Here is a 25131-nt window from a genome sequence, read left to right as displayed (position 1 = left end):
CCTGCTGGGGGGAGGCCGGCGGGCCGGCGGCCCCTGCCCGACGATAGCGCAGGACGGGCGGGAGGCGAGCGGAAAGCGCGGCCGGGGCCGCCTCGTCACGCCCCTGCGAAGGGCGGCGCGGAGGAAGCCCCCCCGCCCAGCGCCGCCCGCGCATGCGCGGCCAGCGCCCCGCAGGTCGCGACATGCAGCCCCGCGCGCGACGCCAGGTCCCCGAGGCTCTCCGCCAGGTAGCGGATGCGGTGCGGGGCGCCGAGCATCCAGGGATGCACGCCGAGGCCGAGCACGCGGCCGCCGCGCGGCTCGGCCAGCAGGCGGTCCAGCGCGTCCCGCACCAGGGCCGGCCAGCGCGTGACCGGCACGCGGCGCAGCCACAGCGTCTGCACGTCGTCCCATTCGCCGGGCGGCGGCAGGGCCAGCAGGCCGGAGGCGTGGCGATATGGCTCGTCGTCATTCGCCCAGTCCATCGACCAGGCGAAGCCCGCTTCCGCCAGCAGCCGCGTGGTCGCCTCCGTCGCGCCATGGTCCTGGCCGAGCCAGCCGGTCGCCCCCGGCCAGATCGCGCCGAGGCCGTCGCGCGCCCGCAGGATGTGCGCGCGCTGCTCCGCCTCCTCCATGCGGGACGTCACCATGCGGCTGGCGGAGATGCCATGCGCCACCGGCTCGAACCCCCGGTCACGGCAGGCGGCGACGATCTCGGGGTGGCGCTGCGCCGCCATCAGGTTCACCGCGACGCTCGCTGGCAGCTTCAGCCGGTCCAGCAGGTCCAGGATGCGCCAGATGCCGATGCGGTTGCCGTATTCGCGGTAGGAATAGGCGGTCCAGTCCGGATGGCCGCTGTAGAAGGCGCCCCGGAAGCGCGGGTCGCGATGCGTGCCCGCGGGCGGGTCGATTTCCGTGTGTTCCAGGTGCAGCAGGATGTAGGCCGCGACGCGCTTCCCGCCCGGCCAGCGGAAATCAGGCCGCGCGGGCTGCGGCGCCCAGGGATGGAGCCGGTGGTCCGGGCCGGGCGGAAGCGCGGTCATCGCAGGGCCGCGTCGTGGTGGTGGGCGAGGTACCAGTCGCACATCTCCGCCCCCGTCGCGAACCACACGCCCTCATGCCGACGCATATGGGCCAGGACCTCGTCCAGGTGGCGGATGCGGTGCGGGCGGCCCATGATGTACGGGTGCAGCGCCACGCACATCACCCGCGGCTGCGCCTGCCCTTCCGCGTACAGCGTGTCGAACATGTCGATCGCGGTGCGGCGGAACTCCTCGCCCTCATTCGCCCCGGCGGCGATCATCACGCCGTCGTTCAGGTCCATCTGGTAGGGCAGCGACACCAGCCGGCCGCGCCGCACGCGCACCGGCACGGGCTGATCGTCGTGGTAGAAGTCGCAGATGTAGTCGATGCCCGCCTCCGCGACGAGGTCGGGCGTGTTGAAGGTGTTGGAGGCGGCGGGCGAGAACCAGCCGCGCAGCCGCCGACCCGTCATCCGCTTCCAGGCGGCGACGCTCGCCCCGATCTCGGCGCGCTCCTCCTCCTCCGTCAGGTCCCAGTGGTAGCGCGTGTTGTAGATGCCGTGGCTGAACACGTCCCAGTCCCGCGCCAGCATGGCGTCCAGCACCTCGGGGAACATCTCCCCCACCGCCATGGAGAAGGAGACGCTGCCGCGGATGCCGTGCGCGTCCATCACCTCCATCATCCGCCACACCGCGGCGCGGTTGCCGTAGTCCTTCAAGGAATAGGAAAGGATGTCGGGATGCGGCGTGCGCGGCCAGGGATCGCGCGGGCCGCGGCGGGCGGGCAGGAACTCGTAATGCTCGATGTTCGGGCAGACCCAGACCGCGAGCCGCGCACCGCCGGGCCAGGTGAGCTTCGGGCGGAAGGGCAGCGGCGCGTGGGGGAAGCGGGCCTCGGGGTCGATCACGCGACCACGGCCTCCGCCTCGATCTCCACCAGATAGGGCCCGACCAGGCGCGCCACCTCGACCAGGGTGTTGGCGGGGCGGGCCTCGGCGAAGACGCGGCCATGGACGCGGCCGACCGCTTCCCAGTCATTCGCGTCGCGCAGCCAGATGCGGGTCTGCACCACATCCTCCATAGTGCCGCCCAGCGCCTCGATCGCGGCGGCGATCTTGTCCAGGATGTAGACCGCCTGGCCATGCGCGTCGCCGGGGCAGACGACGCTGCCATCGGTGTGGGTGGCGGTGGTGCCGCTGACCAGGATGCGGTCGCCCACGCGCAGCGCGCGGCTGTAGCCGCATTCGCGTTCCCAGACGCTGCCGGAATCCACGCGCAGCCGGCCGGGGCGGAACTCCGTCGCGGCATAGGTCCTCGGCAGGTTGCCGAGATGGTGGCTCAGGTCGCCCGCGGCGGTCAGGTAGGGCGGCCTGCGGTATTCGTCGCCGCAGTCGCCGGGGATGGGCTGCGCACCCGCGAAGGCGTGGTCCAGCCGCGCGCGGTCCTCCGCGTCCAGCGCGAAGCCGAACAGGCGCAGGTTGTCGGCGCGGTGCTCGGCCTCGGTCAGCCGCACGCCGACGATCACGGCGCCCACCGCCGGGTGTTCCAGCACCCAGCGCGTCGCGACATTGGCGACCGAGACGCCGTGCCGGCGCGCGATCCCCGCCACCTCCCGCAGCAGGCCCTGGAAGGCCGCCCAGCCGCCCATCGCGCCGATGAAGCGGCGGTACTTCATCTTCGACCAGTCGGAGATGTCGGCCTCGGCCGGTTCGTCCCGCCCGAGCCAGCGTTCGGACAGGAAGCCGCCGCCCAGCGTCCCGTAGGCGAGCAGCCTCACGCCATGGGCCAGGCAAAGTTCGCTCATCCGCCCCGCCGCGCGGCGGTCGAGCAGGGAGAAGGAGAGCTGGTTGGTGACAACCGGAAGCCCCTGCTTCAGCGCGACGCGCAGGTGGTCGGTGTCGAAATTGGTGACACCGATGTGCCGCAGCGCGCCCTCCGCGCGCATCGCCGCCATCTCCCGCAGGGCATCGAGCCAGGCGGGGTGGTGGAAGCTCCACCAGTGGAACTGCATCAGGTCCGGCACGGCGCCGAGCCGCGCGATGCTGCGGCCCACGCCTTCGCGCACGATGTCGCGCGTCATCGGGCCGGGGGTGGGCACCCATTTCGTGAACAGGCCGGCCTGGCCGCCGTTGCGGCGGAACAGGCCGGCGATGTCCTCCGCCCCGCCATAGTGGTCGGCCATGTCGAAGCTGTCGAAGCCGGCCTCGGCGTAGTCGGCCAGCGCGGCGGCAGCGGCGGCGTGGTCGAGCCCCCGCCCCTCGCGTTCCTGGTCGGCCACCTGCCACAGGCCGGTTACGATGCGGCTGGCCTCCAGCCCCGGTGCGAGCAGGATGCGCGGCGGGCGCGGGCGGTGCGGCATCAGCGCGGCGCGATCTGGCGCTGCACGGCCTGCACTTCCTCCGTCGTCATCTGGCCGACGGTCGTGATCTCCCCGTTCTGGATCCGCCACTTGCGGAAGGGGCCGGTGATGTCGCCGTTCTGGTCGAACTCGACCGGGCCGATCACCCCGATGTAGCGGATGCGCTGGCCGGCGCGGATCAGTTCCAGTCCGCGGGCGAAGCCTTCAGGTCCCGCATGGACCTCGGTGCCGCCGGGCGCCGTCACGTCCCGGATCGCGTCGCGGATCGCCGCGGGTTCGAAGCGGCCGGCGCGCGCGACCGCGAGGCCGAGGATCGCCGCCGCGTCGAAGGCGCGGTCGGCCGCCGGCGCGCCGGCGCCGAAGCCGCCGGACATGGCGGGATAGGCGCGGGCGAAGAACTCGGTCGAGGGCGTGGAGACGGTGCCGGAGGAGGTGCCGAAGGCGTTGTTCAGGAAGCGCGGGCCGACATCGCGGATGAAGTCGGCGCTGTTCATGCCGTCGTTCAGCAGGAAGGTCTGCGCCCCGCCCTGCTGGATCCAGGTGCGCGCGATGGTGGTTCCGTCACCCGGATAGCTGACGAGGTACAGCGCCGGCGGGTCGCCCGCCAGGGCGCGCGTCACCTCCGGCGCGTAGCTCGCCTGGCCCTGGTTGTAGGGCGTGACGGTGGTGATCTGCCCGCCGAGCGCCGTGTAGGCGCGGCGGAACTCGTTCACCATGTTCACGCCGAAGTCGTTGTTGACGTGGATGATGGCCAGCCGCCGCAGCCCCTGGTCCATGGCGTAGCGCGCCGCCGCCGTGCCCTGCAGCGCGTCCGAGGTGATGGTGCGGAAGAACCACCCGCGCGTCTGCCCTTCCGCCGCCATGCGCGTCAGCGTGGGCGAGGAGGAGGCGGGCGAGATCTGCACCACCCCCGCCGGCCCCGTCACGCTGGTGACGATGGGGATGGACACGCTGCTGATGATGCCGCCGATGATCGCCGGCGTGCGCCGCAGGTCCACCAGCTGCCGCGCCTGGTCCACGGCCACGCTGCCCTGGGACTGCGCGTCGCGCAGTTCGAAGCCGAGCCGGCAGCCGGCGATCCCCTGCGCCCCGGCGGCGGCGTTCAGCTCGTTGAAGGCGAGCTCAACGGATTTCGCGGCCGCCTGGCCGAAGCGCCCGGCGGGCCCGGTCAGGGAAACCACCATGCCGACATTGTGGGTGCAGGACGGCGCCTGCGCCATGGCGGGCGCGGCGGCCAGGGCGGAGGCGGCGAGGGTCGCGGCGAGCGCCGCGCGGCGGACGATGCTCATGGAGGTCTCTCCGGCTCCCGGACGTGATGGATTTTCGGCAATGTCGCCGCGCCCGCGCGGCTTGTAAACCGGCCTCAGGCCGGCGGCGGGGTCACCCAGGTTTCCTGCACGAAGACCCAGCGCGGGCCGCCAGGCGCCAGGCGGAACAGCGCGGCCGCGCGGCGTGCGGTCTCGACCCCGCCCGTCAGCCATTGCCGCTCGACATAGTGCATCAGCAGCAGGGGCGGGGCGGCGTGCAGCACCGCCAGGTCTTCGACCGCGATGCGGAAGCCCGCGCCGCGCAGGCCGCGGCCGCGCGCCAGCATGTCCAGCACGCCGGCGCGGTCCAGCTTCCGGCCGTCCGGCATCACCATCGCGAAGCCGGGGTCGAAGGCGGCCTCGAAGCGCGCGGCGTCGCCCTGCCCGGCGCCGAGCCAGGATTCGAACAGCGCGTGCAGCGCGACGACCTCGGCCGCGCAGGCCTCGGCCTCAGTCACGGTTCAGCTCGTACTTCATGATGCGGCCATGCGGGCCGGCTCGGTCGCGTTCCAGCGCGTAGAAATCTCCGCCCGGGCCCGGATGCGCCGCCAGCACGGCATCGATGGCGGCGCGGTCGGCGGCATCCAGCGCAAACCGGAACACCGCCAGGTTGTCGGCCAGGTGCTCGGCGTAGCGGGCGCCGACGATGGCCCCCGCCACATGCGGCTGGTCCAGCACCCAGCGCGTGGCGACGGCGGTGATCGAGACGCCGTGCCGCCGCGCGATGCCGTCCAGCAGGCGCAGCAGCGCCTGGAAGGCGTCCCAGCCGCCGAATTCCTCGATGATGAGGCGGTACTTGGTCAGCGAACGGTTGGCCAGCGGCTGCGCCGGGTCCGGCTGGCCGAGCCAGCGCGCGGACAGGAATCCCCCCGCCACCGTGCCGTAGCAGAGGAACCGCATCCCGGACCTTGCCGCCAGCGCCGAAAGCGGCCCGGCCGCGCGGCGGTCCAGCAGCGAATACTGCACCTGCATCGACACCAGCGGCACCCCGGCGGCCAGCATCGCTTCCGCATGAGGCGTATCGAAGTTGGTGCCGCCGACCTGGCGGATCTTGCCCTTCTCCCGCAGCCTGGCCAGGTGCCCGGCCGCCGCGACGAAATCGCCCAGGGCGTAGTCCCACCAGTGGAACTGCACCAGGTCCAGCGCATCCGCCCGCAGCCGCGCGAGCGAACGGTCGATCGTGCGCTCCACCTCGGCGGCGGACAGGGTGGGAAGGGCCGAAAGGTCCGGGACGTATTTCGTGTGCACCTTCAGCCGCGCGCGGTCCGCGGGGCCGAGCGTGGCGCGGAAGGCGCCGATCATCTCCTCGACCCCGGTGTAGATGTCCGCGCAGTCGAAGGTGGTGACGCCGGCATCGAGGAAGGCGCGCATGTCGGCGATGGCGCGGCCGCGCTCCACCTCCCCATGTCCGCCGGCTAACTGCCAGCCGCCGCGGATCAGGCGGGAGATGGCGTAGCCCGGGGCAAGCCCGAAACCCTCCACGGTCATGGCGCGGGCACCGCGGTGGTGGCGGCGTGGCTGAAGCGGCGGAGTTGCGTGCGGGTGATGCGGAAGCGGCCGGGGCAGTTCGGGTCCGGGCAAGCGACCTCGGCATCCGTGCTCATCCAGTCCATCGGATGCGTCGGCCGCTGCTTCGCGGGCAGCAGCGGCAGCAGCGCGGCCAGCGAGTAGACCGAGAAGCCCTGCCCCGGCGGCAGGTGCAGCATCTCGCCGCGCAGCTCGAAATGGTCGCCGGGCACGGCGCCGCACCACAGCTTCGCGCCCTCGGGCGCCACCACCTCCACGCGGAGGTCCCAGAGGTCGAATCCGTCGTCCATCGCCAGCCTCCCGAAGGGTGCTATGTCATCCCCCTCGCGCCGGGGCGCAAGCCGGGGCTTGACCGCGCGCGGCGGCGCCGCTTGATGCCGACAGGACCGGGAGAGGCCGCGCATGCCCGTCGCGCAGCGACAGGAACAGACAACCGCGGGGCGGCAGGGCCTCCTCGTCGCGGAGCGGCTGACCAGGGCCTTCGGCGGGCCGCCGGTGGTGGATGGCGTGTCCTTCACCCTGGCGCGCGGCAGCATCACCGGGCTGATCGGGCCGAACGGCGCGGGCAAGACCACGCTGTTCAACCTCATCGCCGGCAGCCTCGCGCCCGGCGGCGGCACGCTGACGCTGGACGGCGCGCGCATCGACGGGCTGCGGCCGGACCAGGTCTTCGCCCGCGGCCTGGCGCGCACCTTCCAGATCCCGCGCCCCTTCCCCGCCATGACGGTGCTGGAGAACGTGATGCTGGCCCCGCCCGGCCAGGCGGGCGAACGCTTCTGGACCAACTGGCTGCGCCCCGCCGCCGTGGCGGCCGAGGAACGGCGCAACCGCGACCGGGCGATGCTCTGGCTGGATTTCGTCGGGCTCGCGAAGCTGTCCGCCCAGCCGGCCGGCGTGCTGTCGGGCGGGCAGCGCAAGCTGCTGGAACTCGCCCGCGTGCTGGTGGCCGAACCCCGGCTGATCCTGCTGGACGAGCCCGGCGCCGGCGTCTCGCCCCCCCTGCTCGCCCTCATCATGGAGAAGATCGCGGAGCTGAACGCGCGCGGCACCACCTTCCTTGTCATCGAGCACAACATGGACCTGGTGATGACGCTCTGCCGCCCCGTGCTGGTGCTGGCGCAGGGCAGGCTGCTGCTGGAGGGCAGCCCGGAGGAGGTGCGGCGCGACCCGCGCGTGGTGGAGGCGTATCTCGGATGACGCCGGCGCTTGCGGTCGAGGCGGTGGAGGGCGGCTACGAGCCCGGCCTGCCCATCCTGCGCGGCGCCTCGCTGCGCGTCGCCCCGGGCGAGATCGTGGCGCTGCTCGGCCCCAACGGCGCGGGGAAGTCCACGCTGGTGAAGGCGGCGGCGGGGCTGGTGCCGGTCTGGTCGGGGCGCGTCCTGCTGGACGGGCGCGACATCACCGGCATGCCCGCGCACCGCATGGTGCATGAGGGGCTGGGCTTCGTGCCGCAGACCGAGAACGTCTTCACCAACCTCTCGGTGCTGGAGAACCTGCAACTCGCCGCGGCGCTGGTCGCGAAGTCGCGGCGGCGCGACATCGCGGGGATGTTCGCCCTGTTCCCCGACCTCGACCGGCAGCGCGGGCTGGCGGCGGGGCGGCTTTCCGGCGGGCAGCGGCAGATGCTGGCCGTCGCCCGCGCGCTGGTCGCCTCGCCCGCCGTGCTGATGCTGGACGAGCCCTCGGCCGGGCTGTCGCCGAAGCTGGTGGGCGTGGTGTTCGACCGCCTGCGGGCGGTGCGCGACACCGGCGTCACCATCCTGCTGGTCGAGCAGAACGTGAAGGCCGCCCTGGCGCTGGCCGACCGCGCGGTGGTGCTGGTGGAGGGGCGGGAGAGGCTGGAAGGCCCCGCCGCCGAACTGGCCGGCGACCCGCGGATGGCGGGCCTCTATCTCGGCGCGGCGGCGGAGGCGCATTGAGATGCTGCAACTCCTCGCCGACGGGCTGATCGTCGGCTCCGTCATCGCGCTCGGCGCGGTCGGGCTGACGCTGACCTACTCGATCCTGCGCTTCGCCAATTTTGGCCAGGGCGAGTTCATGACCTGGGGCGCCTACCTGGCGGTCACGGCGCTGGCCTTCGTGCTGGCGGTGACGGGCGGCGGCGTGATGGAGCCGCTCGGCCCCTTCTCCTTCGGCTGGCAGCTGGTCGCGGCGATGGTGCTGGCGGCGGCGCTGACGGCGGGGCTGGCGCTGCTGGTGGACTGGGCACTGTTCCGACGCCTGCGGCGGGGCAACGCCATCACCCTGGTGATCGCAAGCTTCGGCGCGGCGCTGGCGCTGCGCAACCTGGTGCAGTTCCTCTACGGCACGCTGCCCGAATACTACACGCGGGAGATCCAGATCGCGGTGCGGCTGGTCCCGCGGGACGTGCTGGGCGGGCTGCGGATCACGCCCGACCAGATGCTGGTCATCGGCATGGCGGGCGCGGTGGTGCTGGGCCTGCACCTGCTGCTGACGCGGACCACCCTTGGCCGCGCGATGCGCGCCACGGCGATGAACCCCGCGCTCGCCCGCGTCGCGGGCGTGGATGTGGAAGGCGTGATCCGCGCCACCTGGGTGATCGGCGCCGCGCTCGCCGCGGTGGCGGGGGTGATGGCGGGCATCGTCGGGCAGGTGCGCCCGATGCTGGGCTTCGACCTGCTGCTGCCGCTGTTCGCCGCGGCCATCCTGGGGGGCATCGGCAGCGTCTGGGGGGCGGTGCTGGGCGGCTTCATCGTCGGGCTCGCGGAAAGCTTCTCGGTCCCGCTGTTCGGCGCCGAGTACCGCGCCGCCACCGCCTTCCTCGTGCTGATCGCCATCCTGCTGCTGCGCCCGACCGGGCTGTTCGGGGAGAAGCCGTGATGGAGACGCTGCCGGCGCTGAACTACCTCGCCTTCTTCCTCGTCTTCGCCGGCGTCTTCGCGGTGATGGCGCTCGGGCTGAACTTGCAATGGGGGTTCACCGGCCTGTTCAACGTGGGCGTCGCAGGGTTCGTCGCGATCGGCGCCTACGCCTCCGCCCTGCTGACCGGCCCGCCGGAGCCGGGGCGGCTCGGCGGGTTCGGGTTGCCGATCCTGGCCGGCTGGGTCGGCGCGATGGCGGCATCGGGCGCCGCGGCCTTCGTGGTGGGCGTGGCCGCGCTACGCCTGCGTGAGGACTACCTGGCCATCACCACCTTCGGCATCGCGGTGGTGATCCAGCTCGTCGCGCTGAACGCGCAGGGGCTGACGGGCGGGCCCTTCGGCATCCAGTCCATCCCGAAGCCCTTCGCGGAGGCACTCGGCACCGGGCTGGCCTGGAACCTCGCCTACCTGGCGCTGGTCGCCGCGGTGCTGGCCGCGGCCTGGATCGGGCTGGAAAGACTGGTGGCCAGCCCCTGGGGCCGCGTGCTCCGCGCCATCCGGGAGGATGAGGCGGCGGCCGCGAGCCTGGGGAAGCGGGCGGCCGCGTTCCGGCTGCAGAGCTTCGTGCTCGGCTGCATGCTGATGGGCCTCGGCGGTGCGCTCTACGCGCATTTCGTCGGCTACATCGCGCCGGAGGACTTCCTGCCGATCCTCACCTTCCAGGTCTGGGCGATGCTCATCGTCGGCGGGTCCGGCAACAATGCAGGCGCCGTCCTTGGCGCCGTGCTGGTCTGGGCGATCTGGAGCGTGAGCGGCGGCCTGATCCGGGAGGTGCTGCCCGCGGCCGAACAGGCGCGCGGCGCGGCGCTGCAGGTGGTGCTGATCGGCGTGATGATCGCGGCCATCCTGGTGCTGCGGCCGCGCGGGCTCCTCGGCGAACGCGCGCGGGTGTCGCGGCACGCGGGGGAGTAGGCCGCACCCCTACCCCCCTGCCCCGCCGGGCTTCAGTTCAGCGCGTTCTTCACGAAGCGGCCCGCCTGCATGATGGCGGGCAGATGCGCGCCCTGGTTCGTCAGCAGCGACAGGTCCCGCAGCGGGTCCCCCTCCACCACGACCAGGTCCGCGAAGGCGCCGGGCGCCACCACGCCGATCTTCCCCTCCATCCGCAGCAGCTTCGCCGCATGCATCGTCGTGCTTCGGATGACCTCGATGGCCGGCAGCACGCGGCCGCGGATGACGAATTCCTCGGACTGGTGGCGGTGCATGTCGCCGAGCAGGTCGGTGCCGAAGGCCATGGTCAGCCCGGCATTGCGCATCTTCTCCAGGCTCGACAGCCCGGCGAGCCGCACGGTGTCGATCTTGTCCACGCTCTCGGGCCCGAGGCCGAGGGACGCGCCCTCGTTCCGCAGCGCCTCGTAGGTCACCAGCGTCGGGCAGGCGATGGCGCCGGCGGCGGCGGCGGCGCGGGCGGTGGATTCCTCGATGAGGTTGCAGTGCTCCAGGCTGCGCACCCCGCATTCCACCGCGCGGGCGATCGCCTGGTCGGTGTAGAGATGGGCGGCGACATAGGTCTGCGCCATCTCCGCCTCCTCCACCGCGGCCCGGATCTCGTCCTTCGAATAGCCGAGGAAGGCGATGGGATCGGTGGGGGAGGCGACGCCGCCATTGGCCATGATCTTGATGTAGTCGGCGCCGGCCTTGATCTCCTCGCGGCAGGCGCGGCGCACCGCGTCCACCCCGTCCGCGATGCGGCCGAGGCAGCCGAGCCGCGCTTCGAGATACGACATCTCGCGGCTGTCGTAGCGGCCGCGGCCGTCGCTGTGGCCGCCGGTGGCGGAGATGGCCTTGCCGCAGAGCACCATGCGCGGCGCCTCGAAATGCCCCTCGTCCCGCGCCGCGCGCAGGCCCTGGGTGGCGCCGCCGAGGTCGCGGATGGTGGTGAAGCCGCGCATCAGCATCCCGTGCATGATCTTCGCCGCCCGGAACGCCACCAGCGCATCCGGCAGCAGCGCATGGCGCGAGAGATTCACCTCGGACGCGATGACATGCACATGCGCGTCGATCAGGCCCGGCATCAGCGTGCGGCCCTTCAGGTCCACGCGGCGCGCCGCCTCGGCCGTGATGCGCTTGTCCGAAACCTCCCTGATCGTCCCGCCCTCGACCAGGACATGGCCGTCCACCGCGCCATCGGCGGTGCCGTCCAGGATGCGGGCATTCTCGAACAGGGTCATGGTCATCGCGGCATTCTCCTTCGCGCCGGACCCTAGACCATGATCCGCGCTGATTGAAGCGCCGCTCATGGTCTAGGCTGTTGTATTGCCGCGTGATTCACGCCTCCGGCCGTTCCAGCCTGCGGCGATCACGCGCTAGAACGAGACCCCCTGCTCCGCCAGCCGTGCCTTCACCAGCGCCTTCGGCACCTTGCCGTAGCCGGATTTCGGCAGCGCGTCCCAGACCACCACGCGCAGCGGCTGCTTGTAGCGGGCGATGCGGTCGCGCAGATGCGCCAGCACCGCATCCTCCGTCACCGTAGCCCCTTCGCGCGGCACCACGCAGGCCACCCCGGCCTCGCCCCATCTCGGATGCGGCAGGCCGACCACGGCGCATTCGGCGACCGCCGGATGCGTCAGGATCGCCTCCTCCGCCTCGCGCGGGTATACGTTGGACCCGCCCGAGATGTACATGTCGGACGCCCGGCCGGTGATCCACAGGAATCCCCGCGCGTCGAGCCGCCCGAGGTCGCCGGTGTGGAACCAGCCATGCGCGAAGGCCGCGCGGTTCGCCTCCTCGTTCTCGAAGTAGCCGGCGAAGACGGCGGGGCCCCGCACGCAGATCTCGCCCACCGCATCGGGCGGCAGGCGGGTGCCCTGCGCGTCCAGGATCGCGATCTCCATCCCCGTGCGCGCCACGCCGCAGCTGCCGGCATTCTCGGGCAGGTGCATGTCGGGGCGCAGCACGGTGATGTTGCCGGTCACCTCGCCCAGCCCGAAATACTGCACCAGGCAGGGGCCGAGCTTCGCCAGCGCCTCCGCCTGGTCCGCCGCGTACATCGGCGCGCCGGCGTAGACGACGTGGCGCAGGCTGGAATGGTCGTGCCGGTCCACCGCCGGGTGGCGCACCAGCGCGGTCAGGATGGTGGGCACGGTGAACATGTTGGTGACGCGGTGCTTCTCCACCAGCGCCCAGGCCTCGGCGGGGTCCAGCCTCTCGCCTGCCGTCAGCACCGTCGCCGCGCCCCGCGCCACCTGCGCCAGCTGGTGGATGCCCGCGCCGTGCGACAGCGGCGCGACGACGAGGGAGGCGTCGCGCTCCGTCGTGCCCGGCATCAGGTCCGCCAGGTGGTTGGTGACGACGAAGGCCATCTGCCCATGCGTCAGCACCGCCGCCTTCGGCCGGCCGGTGGTGCCGGAGGTGTAGAAGAACCAGCAGGGATCGCCCGGGCCGACATCCTCCTCCTGGTCGGGCAGGGTCGGCGCGTTGGCCGCCAGCAGCGCCTCGTAGCGCAGCTCGCCCGACGCGGCGTCGTCTCCCATCGCGACGACATGGCGCAGATGCGGGCTTGCGGCGCGGACTGCTTCCGCATGGGCGCCGAAGCCCTCGTCGCGCAGCATCGCGACAGCCCGCGAGGAGGCGCCGAGATGGGCGACCTCGGGCGGCGTCAGGCGGAAATTCGTCGGCACCCAGACCGCCCCCGCCTTGAAGCAGGCCCACATGCTCTCGAACATGCGGTTGGAGTTGCGGGAATGCACCAGCACGCGATCCCCCTTGCGGATGCCGAGGCCGCGCAGCGCGGCGGCCAGCCGGTCCACGCGGCCGTCCAGCTCCGCGAAGCTCCACGTCCGCTCCCGCCAGACCAGCGCCGGCGCGTCCGGGATGCGCCGCGCCGTGTGGGTCAGCAGGCGGCCGAGGTTGGAGGCGGTGGCGGACATCAGACGGGCCTGTCCCCCTTCTGCACCTTCAGCGTCCGGTTGTCGGCCGCGGGCAGCATCCGCGCGGGGTCGCGCGTCACGACGATGTCGAGCACCGTCGGCGTGTCGGTGTTCTCCAGCCCTGCGCGCAGCGCGCCGGCCAGCCGCTCCGGGTCGGTCACGCGGATGCCCTGGCAGCCCATGGCGTTGGCGATGGCGGCGTAATCCATCTCCACCAGGTCCGAGGACTGGTAGTTGCCCGGCCCGAAGACCGCGTGCTGCAACGCCTTCACGTAGCCGCTGGCGGCGTTGTTGAAGATGCAGGCGACGATCGGCGCACCGACGCGCCGCGCCGTCTCCAGGTCGCCCATCGACATGTTGAAGCCGCCATCGCCGGTCAGCGACACCACCCGCCGCCCTGGCCCGACGCCGAGCTGCGCGCCGATGCCGCCCGGCACGCCATAGCCGATGGAGGCGAAGCCGCGATCGGCCACGAAGCCGCGGCCCGGCCGCTTGGTGTCGTAGAACAGCGCGCCCCAATGCGCGGCGAAGCCGCCATCGGCGACCAGCACGGCATCGGCGGGCAGGACCTTGTTCAGCTCCCCCATCAGGCGGCCGACATTGATCGGGCTCTCGACGCTCTCCAGCCTTTCGCGCGCGCCGTCCCGCCAGGCCGCCATGCGCTTCGGCACTTCGGCGCACCAGCCCGCGCGGGACGCGGCGCGCGCGCCCCGGTCCTCCAGCGCGGCGGCGAGGTCCTCGATCGTGCAGCGGGCATCGCCCGCCAGCGCCACGTCCTGCCGGGTGGTGCGGCCGATCTCCTCGGGCCAGATGTCCACATGGATCAGCGGCACGCCCTGCGGCATCAGGGTGAAGCGCCTCGTCGCGATCTCGCCGAGCTTGCAGCCCACCACCAGCAGGCAGTCGCTCATCGCCACCAGGTCGTTGGCGATGCGCGAATAGCGGCCGAAGACGCCGGCCGACAGGGCATGGGTGCAGGCGATGGCACCCTTGCCGGACATGGTGTGCGCCACCGGGATGCCCTGCGCCTCGGCGAAGCGGGTCAGCGCGTCCTGCGCCTCGCTGATATGGACGCCGCCGCCGGCCAGGATCAGCGGGCGTTCCGCTCGCGCCAGCAGCGCGGCCGCCTTCGCCAGGTCCTGCGCGTCGGGACGGAAGCGCCGGGCCTGGGCGCGCAGCGTGCCGGGGTCCACCCAGAAATCGGCGGCGTCGAAGTCATGCTCGCCATGCGCGACATCCTCCGGCACCGCGATCAGCACGGGCCCCGGCCGGCCGGAGGTGGCAACCGCGAAGGCGCGGCGCAGGTGTTCGGGGATGCGGCCGGTGACCTCGACGCGGATCGCCTCCTTCACCAGCGGGCGCAGCACGTCGAACTGCCGTGCCTCCTGCGTCATGTTCTTCCAGGCGTGCTGCCGGTTGGCGTCGCCGATGACGGCGACCATCGGCATGCCTGCGTTGAAGGCCTCCGCCAGCCCGGTGGCGAGGTTGGTGGCCCCGGGGCCGAGCGTGCCGTCCGCCAGCCCCGGCCGGTTCGTCACGCGCGCATAACCGTCCGCCGCGAATGCGCCGCAGCGTTCGTCGTTGATCAGGTGGTGCCGCAGGCCGAGCGCCCGGCACGCCTCGTAGAAGGGCAGCAGCTGGAAGCCGCCCATGCCGAAGATCGGCCCGGCCTCGTGCAGCTTCAGCATCTCGGCCATGGCCTGGCCGCCGCTCATGCGGCGGGTGGCGTTCGCGCTCATTCAGGCGTGCTCCAGCATGGCCGCGACGAAGTCGCGCGCCGATTGGCCGATCCGTCCGCCGCGCACCGCGGCGGTGGCGTTCACGGCGGACAGGAACCCGTCCTCCCAGGTGGAGAGGCCGTCCCCGATGCGCGCCGAGAAGCAGGAGACGCAGCCCGCCGGGATACCGCGCGCATCCAGCGCCGGCAGGCGGGACAGGCCGGCGCGGTCGATGCCCACCCCTGCGTCGTTGTAGAGCGCGGCCGCCACCTGCGCCTTCACCGCCGTTCCCGGCCGGCCGCCCAGCAGCCCGCCATGCGACCCGGTGACGACGACCTGCCCGGCATGTTCCGGCCCGACCATCCCGTTGGAATCCAGCGCGAAGACCCGCACGCCCCCGCGGCCGGCGACCTCGCGCCCTGCCTCGTGCATCCCGTCGGCGACATCGGCGGCCGGCCGCGCGGCGGCCTCGAGCAGCCCGAGCGCCCGCGCCGCCGTCATGCCGGGCTCCACGCCGCAGCGCGCGGCAGCGGCGTTGGCGAAGGTCAGCACCCCGCGGCGCAGCATGTCCGCCGCATCGCCGATGCGCGCGCTCTCATGCCCGACGCAGGCGCCGGGGATGCCGCGGGCCTCCAGCCAGTCCAGCCCGCCGATCCCCGCGCGCTCCCGCCCGATGCCGGCATCGTGCAGGATCATCGCGGCCAGGCCGTGCCGCGCCGCATGCCAGGCCGCGTAGGTGCCGCCATGGCTGGCGCAGAGCGCCACCTTCCCGCGCGCATCAGGCGTCAGATGCGTCACGCTGTCCACCACCAGCGGCATCGGTCCCCTCCCGGTCTTGATTCCTTCGCCCGCTCGCTCATGCTCCGCAAGCCCCCCGACAAGGGGGGTGGGGAACGGGGAACGTCCGAATGACGACCGGCGGCGACAACCGCGCCAGGCTGCTCGCGCTCTACGGCACCATGTGCCGCATCCGCGCCTTCGAGGAGACGGCGCTGGCGGCCCACCGGGCGGGAGAGATTCCGGGCCCGCTGCATGTCTCGATCGGGCAGGAAGGCGTGGCTGCGGGGGTGTGCCGCAACCTGCGCCGCGACGACCGCATCACCTCGAACCATCGCGGCCACGGCCATGCGCTCGCCAAGGGCGCGGGGGTCGCGGGGATGATGGAGGAGCTGTTCGGCCGCGCGGGCGGGCATTGCCGCGGCAAGGGCGGGTCGATGCATGTCGCGGATTTCTCGGTCGGCATGCTCGGCGCCAACGGCGTCGTCGCAGGCGGCATCCCGATCGCGGTCGGCGCGGCGCAGGGGCTGCGGATCCTGGGCTCCGACGCGATCGTCTGCTGCTTCTTCGGCGATGGCGCGATCAACCGCGGGCCCTTCCTGGAAGGGCTCAACTGGGCGGCGCTGTACCGCCTGCCGGTGCTGTTCGTCTGCGAGGACAACGGCGTCGCCGCCTTCACGGAGGCGGCATCCGTCACCGCCGGCCCCGGCATCGCAGCGCGGGCCGAGGCGCTCGGCGTGCCCTGCCTGTCGGTGGACGGCAACGACGCAGTCGCGGTGGACGAGGCGGCGTCGCAGCTGGTGGCGGAGCTGCGCGCCGGCGCCGGGCCGCGGCTGCTGCACGCCACCACCTACCGCATCACCGGCCATACCAGCACCGACCCCGCCGCATGGCGCGACCCCGCCGAGGTGGAGGCCGCCCGCGGCGCCGAGCCCATCGGCCGTCTGCGCGCCCGGCTGCTCGGTGAAGGCGTGGCGGCGAGGACGCTCGACACGGTCGAGGGCGATGCCCGGGCCGAGATGTCGCAGGCGCGCGCCGCGGCGCTCGCCGCGCCCTGGCCCGACCCCGCAGTGGCATGGGAGGACGTGCAGGACGCCGGCGCCGTCCAGGGGGTCCGCTGAGATGGCGCAGGTCTCGCTCCTCGAAGCCTGCCGCCTCGCCGCACTGCAGGAGATGCGGCGCGACCCGCGCGTCTGGGTGCTGGGGGAGGATGTCGCCCGCGGCGGGCTGTTCGGCCAGTACCGCGGCTTCCTCGACGAGTTCGGCGCGGGGCGCGTGGTATCCACCCCGATCTCGGAAAGCACGATCATGGGCGCGGGCCTCGGCGCCGCGCTGGTCGGCACGCGCCCGATCATCGAGATGCGGATCTTCGACTTCGTGATGTGCGCGATGGACGAGCTGGTGAACCAGGTCGCCAAGATCCGCTACATGTTCGGCGGCCAGGCGCGGCCCGCCGTGGTGGTGCGCATGCCGCACGGCATGTGGCGCAACTCCGCCGCCCAGCATTCGCAGACGCTGGAGAGCTGGTTCACCCACCTGCCCGGCGTCGTCGTCGCGGTGCCGTCCACGCCGGCGGATGCGGCGGGCCTGCTGGTTTCCGCCATCCGCAGCGACGACCCGGTGCTGTTCTTCGACCCGAAGAACCTGTTCCCGCTGACCGGGGAGGTCGCGGACGAGATCGCGCCGATCCCCTTCGGCCAGGCGCGCCGCCTGCACGAGGGCGACGACCTGACGGTCGTCACCTGGTCGGCGATCACGCCCGCCGTGATGGAGGCGGCGGGCACGCTGGCCGCCCGCGGCATCCGCGCCGATGTGCTGGACCTCCGCACGCTCTGGCCCTGGGACGAGGCCGCGGTCTGCGCCAGCGTCGCCCGCACGGGGCGGCTGCTGGTCGTGCATGAGGCGGTGACGACCGGCGGCTTCGGGGCGGAGGTGCTGGCGCGCGTGGTGGAACGGCTCGGCCCCGGCGCGGTGCGTGCGGCGGCGCGGCTCGGCCAGCCGCGTGTGCCGGTGCCCTTCGCCCCGCCGCTCGAGGATGCGCTGAAGCCGGACGCGGCGAAGGTGGTCGCGGCGGCCGAGGCGCTGGCCAGGCGGTAGCGCGCGACGCCGCCCCCTACCCCGCCGCGGGCCGCGCCCCGCGGCGCAGCAGCAGGTGCGCGGCAAGCCCCGCGCAGCCCGCCGCGCCGATCAGCGCCGCCATCGGCCAGACGCCCCCGCCGATGGCGCCGAGCGCCACGCCCACCGCGGCCCCGCCGCCGAACTGCAAGGTCCCGATCACCGCAGAGCCGCTGCCCGCCACCCGGCCGAGCGGCGCCATGGCGAGCGCGGTGGCCAGCGGCAGCACCGCCCCCATCGTCGTCATGTAGAGGAACAGCGCCACGAGAAGCGGTGCCAGCGCCCCCGTCGCGACCGCCAGCGGCACCCCGATCCCACAGGCCGCGCAGGCCCACAGCGCCAGCACCAGCAGCCGCGCCGGCGACCCCCGCCGCACCAGCCGCGCGACCACCTGCCCCGTTAGGATCAACCCGAAGGCGTTGGAGCCGAAGGCGATGCCATAGGCGACCGGCCCCAGCCCGTGCCCCTCCATCAGCACCAGCGGCGAGCCGACCAGATAGGCGAACAGCCCCGTCATCGGCAGCGCACCGGCCAGTGCGTGGGCCAGGAAGCGCCGGTCGCGCAGGATGGAAAGATAGACGGCCAGCACCGCCGCCGGCCCGTCCCGCCGCCGGCGCTCGGGCGGCAGGCTCTCGGGCAGGAACAGCGCGACCAGCACGAGGGCCGCCAGGGCGTAGCCCGCCAGGATCCAGAAGATGCCGCGCCAACCCACCGCCGCCAGCACCCAGCCGCCGAGCAGCGGCGCCAGGATGGGCGCCGCGCCCATCACCAGCATCAGCATCGCCATCATGCGCACCGCTCCGCGGTCGTCGCAGAGGTCGCGCACCACCGCGCGCGCCACCACCACCCCCGCGCAGCCGCCGAGCGCCTGCGCGAGCCGCAGCCAGGCCAGCGCCTCCGCGCTGCCGGCCAGCGCGCAGCCGACGGAGGCGAGGCCGAACAGCGCGAGCCCCGCGAACATCGGCACCCGTCGGCCGAGCCGGTCCGACATCGGCCCGAACACGAGCTGCCCCGCCGCCATGCCGAACAGGAAGGCCGCGAGCGTGCGCTGCACGGCCGCCGCCGAGGCGCCGAGATCCGCCGCCAGCGCGGGGAAGGCCGGCAGGTACATGTCGACCCCCAGCGGCCCGAGCGCGGTGAGCGCGCCGAGGATGAGGGCGAGCCGACGATGGGAGTCCGGCATGATGTCCCGTTGCGTGTGGCCGCCCCGCCTAGCGCCGTGGCCCGCGCGCGTCCAGCACCGCCCGGAGGGGGCGAGGTTGCGCGGCGGGCGAAGCCATGTGTAGCCTTCCTACGGGCGAGCCTCCGGCAGTGGGGCGGCCGGGGGGCGACGTATGGCGGCGGTCACGGTTCGGCAGGTCCGGAAGTCCTTCGGCAGCACGCCGATCCTCCACGGCGTCGATGTCGACATCACGGACGGGCAGTTCGTCGTGCTGGTCGGGCCGTCGGGTTGCGGCAAGTCCACGCTGCTGCGGATGATCGCGGGGCTCGAGAACATCACGGGCGGCGAGATCTCGATCGGCGGGCGGGTGGTGAACAACGTGCCGCCCAAGGATCGCGACATCGCGATGGTGTTCCAGAACTACGCGCTGTACCCGCACATGACCGTGCGGGAGAACATGGCCTTCTCCATGATGCTCGCGAAGGCGCCGGCCTCGGTCATGGAGGAGGAGGTGCAGCGCGCGGCGAAGATCCTCGGCCTCGGCGCGCTGCTCGACCGCTATCCGCGCCAGCTCTCGGGCGGGCAGAGGCAGCGGGTGGCGATGGGCCGCGCGATCGTGCGCCACCCGCAGGTCTTCCTGTTCGACGAGCCGCTGTCGAACCTCGACGCGAAGCTGCGGGTGCAGATGCGCAGCGAGATCCGCGAATTGCAGCAGCGCCTGGCCACCACCACGATCTACGTCACCCATGACCAGATCGAGGCGATGACGATGGCCGATCAGATCGTGGTGATGAACGGCGGGCGGATCGAGCAGGCGGGCGCGCCGCTCGAGCTCTACGACAGGCCGGCGAACCTGTTCGTGGCCGGCTTCATCGGCAGCCCGGCGATGAACCTGCTGCCGGGGCGGGTGGAGGCGGGCGGCTTCCGCACCGAAGGCGGCGCGCTGCTGCCGTTGCCGCCACGCGCGCCGGCATCGGCCGCCACCTACGGCATCCGGCCGGAACACCTGACCCTGGCGCCGGACGGCATCCCCGCCAGCATCGTGCTGGTCGAGCCGACGGGGTCGGAGACGCAGGTGTCGATGCGGATCGGCGAGACCTCGCTGATCGGTGCCTTCCGCGAACGCGTGCAGGGCCGCCACGGCGACACGCTGCACGTCATGCCCGACCTGTCGCTGGTCCACCTGTTCGGACCCGACGGGCGGCGACTGCCGGTGTGACGAACGACAAGCAGGAGGACGACGACAAGATGGCCCATGTGATCACGCGCCGCACGGCGCTCGCGCTCGGCGGCGGCGTGCTGGCCGCCGGCGGCGCCGCGGCGCAGATCCAGACGCAGCCCGCGCAGGCGCCCACCCTGCCGATCGAGCGCGGCGCCACCCTGCGGATGCTGCGCCCCGTGCGGTTCGTCCAGCCGGACGAGGAGGTGTGGCGCGCCAACTGCCAGCGCTTCGCGCAGCAGAACGGGATCGAGGTGCGCGTCGACTTCGTCGGCTGGGAGGACATCACCCAGCAGACCGCCGTGACGGCGAACACCAATGCGGGGCCGGACATCATCGTCGGCTTCGACGCCGGCCCGCACCTGTTCGCCGAGAAGATCCACGACATGACCGATGTCGCGACCTATCTCGGCACCAAATACGGCGGCTGGCGGCCGCTCGCGCGTGCCTACGGCATGCGGCAGAACCGCTGGATCAGCCTGCCCTTCGGCGCCTCCGGCGGCCCCGCCATCTGGCGCACCTCGGCGCTGCGGGAAGCCGGCTTCGACAGCGTGCCGGACGACCATGCGGGTTTCCTGCGGCTGTGCCAGGCGCTGCGGCGCATCAACAAGCCAGCAGGCTTCGCCCTGGGCAACGCGGTGGGCGACGGCAACGCCTTCGCCAACTGGCTGGTCTGGTCGCATGGCGGCTACCTGGTGGACGAACAGGGCGCGGTGGCCATCAACTCGCGCGAGACGGTGAATGCGCTGAACTACCTGCGCGAACTGTACCCGACCTTCGTGCCGGGCACGCTCGCCTGGGGCGACATCAGCAACAACCGCGCCTATGCCGCGAATGAATGTTTCCTGACGCAGAACGGCGTGTCGCTCTACTTCTCGATGCTGAACGACCCGGCGCTGAAGCCCATCGCCGACGACACGCAGATGACGCCGATGCCGAAGGGGCTGATGGACGCGGCGCCGAATGCGGGGCTGACGCTGAACGCCATGGTGTTCCGCCACAGCCGCTTCCCGAACGCCGCCAAGGCGCTGCTGACCTACCTGATGGAGGCGGAGCAGTACGACCCCTGGCTGCGCGCCAATGTCGGCTACTGGTCGCAGCCGCTGAACGCCTATGCCGCGAGCGCGACCTGGACGGCCGCCCCGAAGATCGCCGTGTTCCGCGACACGATGAACAACAACTTCTGGAACGGCTACAAGGGCCCGATCACCGAGGGGTCGGTCGCCGCGACGGCGGACTACGTCATGGTGCAGATGTGCGCCTCCGTCGCGTCCGGCCAGGCCACGCCGCAGGCGGCGGCGGCCGAGGCCGAACGCCGCGCGCGCCGCTACTTCCGCGCACGCTGAGCACGCCAGGGCCGGCCCCGCCACGGGGCCGGCCCTTTCCCGCCCTGGGGAGACGCCATGTCCGCCACCGCCGCGCCCGCCTGGACCAAGGTCCGCCAGCAGCCTGGCGCGCTGGCGCGGCTGTTCGACAACAAGGCGGTCCTCGTCGTCGCCTGCCTGCTGCCCGCGGTCGGGCTGCTGATGACCTTCCTGACCTACCCGCTCGGCCTCGGCATCTGGCTGGCCTTCACGGACCAGACGATCGGGCGGCCGGGGGTCTGGGTCGGCATCGAGAATTTCGAGTTCCTGTTCGAGGACCCGATCTTCTGGAACGCGGTCTTCTACAGCGTCTTCTACACCGCGGTCGCGACGGTGGGGAAATTCGCCCTCGGCCTCTGGCTGGCGCTGCTGCTGAACCAGCACCTGCCGATGAAGTCGCTGCTGCGCGCGATCATCCTGCTGCCCTGGATCGTGCCCACCGTGCTGTCCGCCATCGCCTTCTGGTGGATCTACGACCCGCAATTCTCCATCCTGTCCTACCTGGCGGTGGAGGTGCTGGGCCTGCGCGAGACGCCGATCGACTTCATCAACAGCGCCTGGCCCGCGCGCTGGTCGCTGATCGCGGCGAACATCTGGCGCGGCATTCCCTTCGTCGCGATCTCGCTGCTGGCGGGGCTGCAGACCATCTCGCCCTCGCTCTACGAGGCCGCGCTGCTGGACGGCGCGAGCCCCTGGCAGCGCTTCCGCCACATCACCTTCCCGATGCTGCTGCCGATCCTGGCGATCGTGATGACCTTCAGCATCATCTTCACCTTCACCGACTTCCAGCTGGTCTACGCGATCACCCGCGGCGGGCCGGTGAATTCCACCCACCTGCTGGCCACCCTCGCCTTCCAGCGCGGCATCCCGGGAGGGCAGCTGGGCGAGGGCGCGGCGATCGCCGTCTCGATGATCCCCTTCCTCGTCTTCGCGACGCTGTTCAGCTATTTCGGCCTAGCCCGGCGCAAGTGGCAGCAGGGAGAATCCAATGACTGACAGCGCCACGGCCACCCCCGCCGCCAACACGGCTGCCGCGCCGCCGGAGATGCTGAGCTGGGACAGCCGGACCCGGCGGGTGGTGACGCTCTACGTCCCGCTCGCCTGCTTCGTGCTGATCCTGCTGTTCCCCTTCTACTGGATGACGCTGACGGCCTTCAAACCGAATGCGGAGCTGTACGACTACCGCACCCACAACCCGTTCTGGATCACGTCGCCCACGCTCGACCACCTGTACCACCTGCTGTTCCGCACGGCCTATCCGAAGTGGCTGTGGACGACGATGCTGGTGGCGGTCGCCTCCACCATCCTGTCGCTCGTGGCAAGCACGCTCGCGGCCTACGCGATCCAGCGCCTGCGCTTCCGCGGCAGCCAGTATGTCGGGCTGGCGATCTACCTCGCCTATCTCGTGCCGCCGTCGATCCTGTTCATCCCTCTCGCGACCATGGTCTACCGGCTCGGCCTGTTCGACACGCCCTTCGCGCTGATCCTGACCTACCCGACCTTCCTCATCCCCTTCTGCACCTGGCTGCTGATCGGCTACTTCAAGTCGATCCCCTACGAGCTGGAGGAATGCGCGCTGATCGACGGTGCGACGCGGCTGCAGATCCTGCGCCGCATCACGCTGCCGCTGGCGGTCCCGGGCCTGATCAGCGCCGGCATCTTCAGCTTCACCCTGTCCTGGAACGAGTTCATCTACGCGCTCGCCTTCATCCAGAGCAGCGAGAACAAGACGGTCCCCGTGGCCATCCTGACGGAGCTGGTGACGGGCGACGTCTACCAGTGGGGCGCGCTGATGGCGGGCTCGCTCCTCGGGTCGCTGCCGGTCGCGATCTTCTACAGCTTCTTCGTGGACTACTACGTGTCGAGCCTGACCGGCGCTGTGAAGGAATAGCCCGCGCGGCCGGTCCCCGCCCGCTTCGGCGGGCGGGGCGGCAGGACGCCGCTAGAGCTTCTGGCCGAGCGCCGCGACGTAGCTGCGGTTGTGCGTCGGCGTGATCCAGACCTCGTTCAGCACCACATGGGGCGGCAGGGTGGCGACATAGCGGATGAGGTCGCCGACATCCTCCGCCTGCACCATGCGCGCGCGTTCCTCCGGCCCCACCGGGTTCGGGCGCCGGTCGAGGATCGGCGTCGCCACCTCGCCCGGCAGCACCGCGCAGCTGCGGATGCCGTTGACGCATTCCTCCATGTTGATCGTGTGGCTCATCGCGACCACGCCGTGCTTCGCCGCGGTGTAGCCTGGCCCGGACAGGGGCGAGACGTTGCGCCCCGCCATGCTCGCGGTGTGGATCAGCACGCCGTCGCGCCGCGCGCGCATCATCGGCAGCACGACGGTGACGCAGTAGAAGGCGCTGGCCAGGTTGCCGCGGATCAGCTCGTCCGCGCCCTCCATGCTCAGCACCGACCAGCGCCGCGGGGTGATGTTCAGCCCGGCATTGTTCACCAGGATGTCGCAGCGCCCGAAGCGTGCCTCGATGAAGGCGCCGACCGCCCGCACCGCGTCCTTCTCCATCAGGTCGGCCGGCTGCACCTCGGCCGTGCCGCCGGCCGCGCGGATGCGTGCCGCGACATCCTCGAGCGGCGCGGCCCGGCGGCCGGTGAGCACGACGGCCGCCCCCTCCTCCGCCAGCTTCAACGCGGCGCTCTCCCCGATGCCGCTGCCCGCGCCCGTCACCCAGGCCACCCTGCCGTCGAGACGCGCCATCGCGCCGCCCTCCCCTTGCCGTCCCGCGAAGCCTAGAGCAACGTCGGCGCAGGACAAGCGAGGGAGCGGAGCGCAGCGTGACCAAGCCACGGATCCTGACGCCGGCGGGGGCGTCCTTCACAACCGCTGGCGGCGGTTACGCGCTGGAGCTGGAGGCGCTGGAGCGGCTCGGCGCCGAGATCGTCGAATGCGCCGCGACCGAGGACGCCTTCATCGCCGCGGCGCCCGGGGCCGACGCCGTCTATGCGAAGGGCATGAAGTTCACGGCGCGGATGATCGGCGCGCTGGACAGGGCGAAGCTCATCGCCTGCGCCACCGTCGGCGTGGACTACGTGGATGTCGCGGCCGCGACCGCGAAGGGCATCCCCGTCACCAACTGCCCCGACACCTTCATCGAGGAGGTGGCGGACCATGCGATGATGCTGCTGCTGGCCACCCATCGCCGCGCGATCGAACAGGACCGCATGGTGCGGGAGGGCCGCTGGGGGGAGGGCCGGCCGCAGCTGCTGCAGGTGCCGCGGCTGATGGGCAGCACGCTCGGCTTCGTCGCCTTCGGCCGCGTCGCGCGCCTGACCGCGCTGCGGGCGAAGGCCTTCGGGCTGCGGATGCTCGCCTACGACCCCTATATCGACGAGCTGACGATGTCCGCCCTCGGCGTGGTGCCGGCCAGCCTGGACCAGGTGCTGGCCGAGTCGGACTTCGTCTCCATGCATGCGCCCGACACCGCGGAGACGCGGCGGATGCTCACCACGCGGCATTTCGAGCGCATGAAGAAGACGGCCATCTTCATCAACACCGGCCGCGGCCCGACGGTGGACGAGGCCGCGCTGGTCGCCGCGCTGCAGTCCCGCCGGATCGCCGGCGCCGGGCTCGACGTGTTCGAGGTGGAGCCCCTGCCGAAGGACAGCCCGCTGATCGGCATGCCCCACGTCATCCTCTCGCCCCACAACGCCTCCGCTTCCGCCCGCTTCGACGAGGCGCGGAAGCGCCGCGCGGGGCAGGAACTGGCGCTGGTCCTGTCGGGCCGCTGGCCGATGTCCTGCGTGAACCCGACGGTGCTGCCGGACTCCGGCCTCAGGCGCTGGCAGCCCTATGCGATGGAACGCGGGCCGAACAGCTGAGGAAGA

24 protein-coding genes are annotated in these 25131 nt (G+C 72.3%); 11 read left to right on the top strand and 13 right to left on the bottom strand.

What is annotated here, in order from left to right; all coding sequences use genetic code 11:
* Positions 1 to 95: 95 nt before the first annotated feature.
* From ACK8OX_RS02055 to ACK8OX_RS02025, 7 genes are all read right to left on the bottom strand, one after another.
* The gene (locus tag ACK8OX_RS02055; protein ID WP_430662254.1) at positions 96 to 1022 is read right to left on the bottom strand and encodes a polysaccharide deacetylase family protein; all 927 of its coding nucleotides are present in this window, start codon (positions 1020 to 1022) and stop codon (positions 96 to 98) included.
* Positions 1019 to 1909 (bottom strand): polysaccharide deacetylase family protein, encoded by an 891-nt coding sequence (locus ACK8OX_RS02050; protein ID WP_430662253.1) that lies wholly within the window; start codon positions 1907 to 1909, stop codon positions 1019 to 1021. Before ACK8OX_RS02050 ends, ACK8OX_RS02055 begins: the two co-directional genes overlap by 4 nt.
* Positions 1906 to 3360 (bottom strand): aldo/keto reductase, encoded by a 1455-nt coding sequence (locus ACK8OX_RS02045; RefSeq protein ID WP_430662252.1) that lies wholly within the window; start codon positions 3358 to 3360, stop codon positions 1906 to 1908. Before ACK8OX_RS02045 ends, ACK8OX_RS02050 begins: the two co-directional genes overlap by 4 nt.
* On the bottom strand, positions 3360 to 4649 hold the full coding sequence (locus ACK8OX_RS02040; protein ID WP_430662251.1) for an ABC transporter substrate-binding protein: 1290 nt from the start codon (positions 4647 to 4649) through the stop codon (positions 3360 to 3362). The genes ACK8OX_RS02045 and ACK8OX_RS02040 overlap by 1 nt, the downstream gene beginning before the upstream one ends.
* 74 nt (positions 4650 to 4723) lie before the next feature.
* A complete protein-coding gene (locus ACK8OX_RS02035) occupies positions 4724 to 5125 on the bottom strand; it encodes a hypothetical protein (RefSeq protein ID WP_430662250.1) in 402 nt (133 codons plus the stop codon).
* A complete protein-coding gene (locus ACK8OX_RS02030; RefSeq protein WP_430662249.1) occupies positions 5118 to 6155 on the bottom strand; it encodes an aldo/keto reductase in 1038 nt (345 codons plus the stop codon). Before ACK8OX_RS02030 ends, ACK8OX_RS02035 begins: the two co-directional genes overlap by 8 nt.
* Positions 6152 to 6484, bottom strand: coding sequence for a TIGR04076 family protein (locus ACK8OX_RS02025; protein ID WP_430662248.1), 333 nt, complete (start codon positions 6482 to 6484; stop codon positions 6152 to 6154). The genes ACK8OX_RS02030 and ACK8OX_RS02025 overlap by 4 nt, the downstream gene beginning before the upstream one ends.
* A gap of 112 nt (positions 6485 to 6596) precedes the next feature.
* Here ACK8OX_RS02025 and ACK8OX_RS02020 point away from each other — a divergent pair, with 112 nt between their 5' ends.
* Genes ACK8OX_RS02020 through ACK8OX_RS02005 form a run of 4 tightly spaced genes read left to right on the top strand, consistent with a single transcriptional unit; the run spans position 6597 to position 9988 of the window.
* Positions 6597 to 7391 carry an ABC transporter ATP-binding protein gene (locus ACK8OX_RS02020; protein ID WP_430662247.1) on the top strand — a complete coding sequence of 265 codons (795 nt, stop codon included), beginning with the start codon at positions 6597 to 6599 and terminating at the stop codon, positions 7389 to 7391.
* The gene (locus tag ACK8OX_RS02015) at positions 7388 to 8113 is read left to right on the top strand and encodes an ABC transporter ATP-binding protein (RefSeq protein WP_430662246.1); all 726 of its coding nucleotides are present in this window, start codon (positions 7388 to 7390) and stop codon (positions 8111 to 8113) included. Before ACK8OX_RS02020 ends, ACK8OX_RS02015 begins: the two co-directional genes overlap by 4 nt.
* A 1-nt stretch (position 8114) precedes the next feature.
* Positions 8115 to 9035: a branched-chain amino acid ABC transporter permease gene (locus tag ACK8OX_RS02010; RefSeq protein ID WP_430662245.1), complete on the top strand. Its 921-nt coding sequence runs from the start codon at positions 8115 to 8117 to the stop codon at positions 9033 to 9035.
* On the top strand, positions 9035 to 9988 hold the full coding sequence (locus ACK8OX_RS02005) for a branched-chain amino acid ABC transporter permease (protein WP_430662244.1): 954 nt from the start codon (positions 9035 to 9037) through the stop codon (positions 9986 to 9988). Before ACK8OX_RS02010 ends, ACK8OX_RS02005 begins: the two co-directional genes overlap by 1 nt.
* 32 nt (positions 9989 to 10020) lie before the next feature.
* Here the strand turns inward: ACK8OX_RS02005 and ACK8OX_RS02000 are convergent, their stop codons facing one another.
* The 4 genes from ACK8OX_RS02000 to ACK8OX_RS01985 form a co-directional block, all read right to left on the bottom strand.
* Positions 10021 to 11253 (bottom strand): amidohydrolase family protein, encoded by a 1233-nt coding sequence (locus ACK8OX_RS02000; protein WP_430662243.1) that lies wholly within the window; start codon positions 11251 to 11253, stop codon positions 10021 to 10023.
* A gap of 129 nt (positions 11254 to 11382) precedes the next feature.
* Positions 11383 to 12945, bottom strand: a complete 1563-nt coding sequence (locus ACK8OX_RS01995; RefSeq protein WP_430662242.1) for an acyl-CoA synthetase — start codon at positions 12943 to 12945, stop codon at positions 11383 to 11385.
* Entirely contained in the window at positions 12945 to 14684 is a 1740-nt protein-coding gene (locus tag ACK8OX_RS01990; RefSeq protein ID WP_430662241.1) for a thiamine pyrophosphate-binding protein, read from the bottom strand. The genes ACK8OX_RS01995 and ACK8OX_RS01990 overlap by 1 nt, the downstream gene beginning before the upstream one ends.
* On the bottom strand, positions 14685 to 15482 hold the full coding sequence (locus ACK8OX_RS01985) for a hypothetical protein (RefSeq protein ID WP_430662240.1): 798 nt from the start codon (positions 15480 to 15482) through the stop codon (positions 14685 to 14687). It abuts the gene before it with no gap.
* 89 nt (positions 15483 to 15571) lie between these two features.
* Here ACK8OX_RS01985 and ACK8OX_RS01980 point away from each other — a divergent pair, with 89 nt between their 5' ends.
* Both ACK8OX_RS01980 and ACK8OX_RS01975 read left to right on the top strand, forming a co-directional pair.
* The gene (locus ACK8OX_RS01980) at positions 15572 to 16561 is read left to right on the top strand and encodes a thiamine pyrophosphate-dependent dehydrogenase E1 component subunit alpha (RefSeq protein ID WP_430662239.1); all 990 of its coding nucleotides are present in this window, start codon (positions 15572 to 15574) and stop codon (positions 16559 to 16561) included.
* A 1-nt stretch (position 16562) separates the two neighbouring features.
* Positions 16563 to 17537 carry an alpha-ketoacid dehydrogenase subunit beta gene (locus ACK8OX_RS01975; RefSeq protein WP_430662238.1) on the top strand — a complete coding sequence of 325 codons (975 nt, stop codon included), beginning with the start codon at positions 16563 to 16565 and terminating at the stop codon, positions 17535 to 17537.
* A 16-nt stretch (positions 17538 to 17553) separates the two neighbouring features.
* Here ACK8OX_RS01975 and ACK8OX_RS01970 read toward each other — a convergent pair whose 3' ends face one another.
* Entirely contained in the window at positions 17554 to 18738 is a 1185-nt protein-coding gene (locus tag ACK8OX_RS01970) for a multidrug effflux MFS transporter (RefSeq protein ID WP_430662237.1), read from the bottom strand.
* Positions 18739 to 18889: 151 nt separating this feature from the next.
* Here ACK8OX_RS01970 and ACK8OX_RS01965 point away from each other — a divergent pair, with 151 nt between their 5' ends.
* The 4 genes from ACK8OX_RS01965 to ACK8OX_RS01950 are packed head-to-tail and all read left to right on the top strand — an operon-like array spanning position 18890 to position 23191.
* On the top strand, positions 18890 to 19936 hold the full coding sequence (locus ACK8OX_RS01965) for an ABC transporter ATP-binding protein (protein WP_430662236.1): 1047 nt from the start codon (positions 18890 to 18892) through the stop codon (positions 19934 to 19936).
* Positions 19933 to 21282, top strand: a complete 1350-nt coding sequence (locus tag ACK8OX_RS01960) for an ABC transporter substrate-binding protein (protein ID WP_430662235.1) — start codon at positions 19933 to 19935, stop codon at positions 21280 to 21282. The genes ACK8OX_RS01965 and ACK8OX_RS01960 overlap by 4 nt, the downstream gene beginning before the upstream one ends.
* Before the next feature lie 57 nt (positions 21283 to 21339).
* Complete coding sequence (locus ACK8OX_RS01955; protein ID WP_430662234.1) at positions 21340 to 22296, top strand: carbohydrate ABC transporter permease; 957 nt, start codon at positions 21340 to 21342, stop codon at positions 22294 to 22296.
* Positions 22289 to 23191, top strand: coding sequence for a carbohydrate ABC transporter permease (locus ACK8OX_RS01950; protein WP_430662233.1), 903 nt, complete (start codon positions 22289 to 22291; stop codon positions 23189 to 23191). The genes ACK8OX_RS01955 and ACK8OX_RS01950 overlap by 8 nt, the downstream gene beginning before the upstream one ends.
* A gap of 51 nt (positions 23192 to 23242) precedes the next feature.
* Here ACK8OX_RS01950 and ACK8OX_RS01945 read toward each other — a convergent pair whose 3' ends face one another.
* Positions 23243 to 24004 (bottom strand): SDR family oxidoreductase, encoded by a 762-nt coding sequence (locus ACK8OX_RS01945; protein ID WP_430662232.1) that lies wholly within the window; start codon positions 24002 to 24004, stop codon positions 23243 to 23245.
* A 77-nt stretch (positions 24005 to 24081) separates the two neighbouring features.
* Between ACK8OX_RS01945 and ACK8OX_RS01940 the strand changes: the two genes are divergently transcribed.
* On the top strand, positions 24082 to 25125 hold the full coding sequence (locus ACK8OX_RS01940) for a C-terminal binding protein (RefSeq protein WP_430662231.1): 1044 nt from the start codon (positions 24082 to 24084) through the stop codon (positions 25123 to 25125).
* Positions 25126 to 25131 lie beyond the last annotated feature (6 nt).

The organism is Falsiroseomonas sp. CW058 (genome assembly GCF_050563535.1).
GTDB lineage: Bacteria > Pseudomonadota > Alphaproteobacteria > Acetobacterales > Acetobacteraceae > Falsiroseomonas.
This window is presented reverse-complemented; position numbering and strand designations above follow the sequence as displayed.

What these genes read in the sequence shown, in the direction of transcription:
- ACK8OX_RS02055 (WP_430662254.1), bottom strand. Translation starts at nt 1,022, where the DNA reads ATGACCGCGCTTCCGCCCGGCCCGGACCACCGGCTCCATCCCTGGGCG.
- ACK8OX_RS02045 (WP_430662252.1), bottom strand. Translation starts at nt 3,360, where the DNA reads ATGCCGCACCGCCCGCGCCCGCCGCGCATCCTGCTCGCACCGGGGCTG.
- ACK8OX_RS02040 (WP_430662251.1), bottom strand. Translation starts at nt 4,649, where the DNA reads ATGAGCATCGTCCGCCGCGCGGCGCTCGCCGCGACCCTCGCCGCCTCC.
- ACK8OX_RS02030 (WP_430662249.1), bottom strand. Translation starts at nt 6,155, where the DNA reads ATGACCGTGGAGGGTTTCGGGCTTGCCCCGGGCTACGCCATCTCCCGC.
- ACK8OX_RS02025 (WP_430662248.1), bottom strand. Translation starts at nt 6,484, where the DNA reads ATGGACGACGGATTCGACCTCTGGGACCTCCGCGTGGAGGTGGTGGCG.
- ACK8OX_RS02020 (WP_430662247.1), top strand. Translation starts at nt 6,597, where the DNA reads ATGCCCGTCGCGCAGCGACAGGAACAGACAACCGCGGGGCGGCAGGGC.
- ACK8OX_RS02015 (WP_430662246.1), top strand. Translation starts at nt 7,388, where the DNA reads ATGACGCCGGCGCTTGCGGTCGAGGCGGTGGAGGGCGGCTACGAGCCC.
- ACK8OX_RS02010 (WP_430662245.1), top strand. Translation starts at nt 8,115, where the DNA reads ATGCTGCAACTCCTCGCCGACGGGCTGATCGTCGGCTCCGTCATCGCG.
- ACK8OX_RS02005 (WP_430662244.1), top strand. Translation starts at nt 9,035, where the DNA reads ATGGAGACGCTGCCGGCGCTGAACTACCTCGCCTTCTTCCTCGTCTTC.
- ACK8OX_RS02000 (WP_430662243.1), bottom strand. Translation starts at nt 11,253, where the DNA reads ATGACCATGACCCTGTTCGAGAATGCCCGCATCCTGGACGGCACCGCC.
- ACK8OX_RS01995 (WP_430662242.1), bottom strand. Translation starts at nt 12,945, where the DNA reads ATGTCCGCCACCGCCTCCAACCTCGGCCGCCTGCTGACCCACACGGCG.
- ACK8OX_RS01990 (WP_430662241.1), bottom strand. Translation starts at nt 14,684, where the DNA reads ATGAGCGCGAACGCCACCCGCCGCATGAGCGGCGGCCAGGCCATGGCC.
- ACK8OX_RS01985 (WP_430662240.1), bottom strand. Translation starts at nt 15,482, where the DNA reads ATGCCGCTGGTGGTGGACAGCGTGACGCATCTGACGCCTGATGCGCGC.
- ACK8OX_RS01980 (WP_430662239.1), top strand. Translation starts at nt 15,572, where the DNA reads ATGACGACCGGCGGCGACAACCGCGCCAGGCTGCTCGCGCTCTACGGC.
- ACK8OX_RS01975 (WP_430662238.1), top strand. Translation starts at nt 16,563, where the DNA reads ATGGCGCAGGTCTCGCTCCTCGAAGCCTGCCGCCTCGCCGCACTGCAG.
- ACK8OX_RS01970 (WP_430662237.1), bottom strand. Translation starts at nt 18,738, where the DNA reads ATGCCGGACTCCCATCGTCGGCTCGCCCTCATCCTCGGCGCGCTCACC.
- ACK8OX_RS01965 (WP_430662236.1), top strand. Translation starts at nt 18,890, where the DNA reads ATGGCGGCGGTCACGGTTCGGCAGGTCCGGAAGTCCTTCGGCAGCACG.
- ACK8OX_RS01955 (WP_430662234.1), top strand. Translation starts at nt 21,340, where the DNA reads ATGTCCGCCACCGCCGCGCCCGCCTGGACCAAGGTCCGCCAGCAGCCT.
- ACK8OX_RS01950 (WP_430662233.1), top strand. Translation starts at nt 22,289, where the DNA reads ATGACTGACAGCGCCACGGCCACCCCCGCCGCCAACACGGCTGCCGCG.
- ACK8OX_RS01945 (WP_430662232.1), bottom strand. Translation starts at nt 24,004, where the DNA reads ATGGCGCGTCTCGACGGCAGGGTGGCCTGGGTGACGGGCGCGGGCAGC.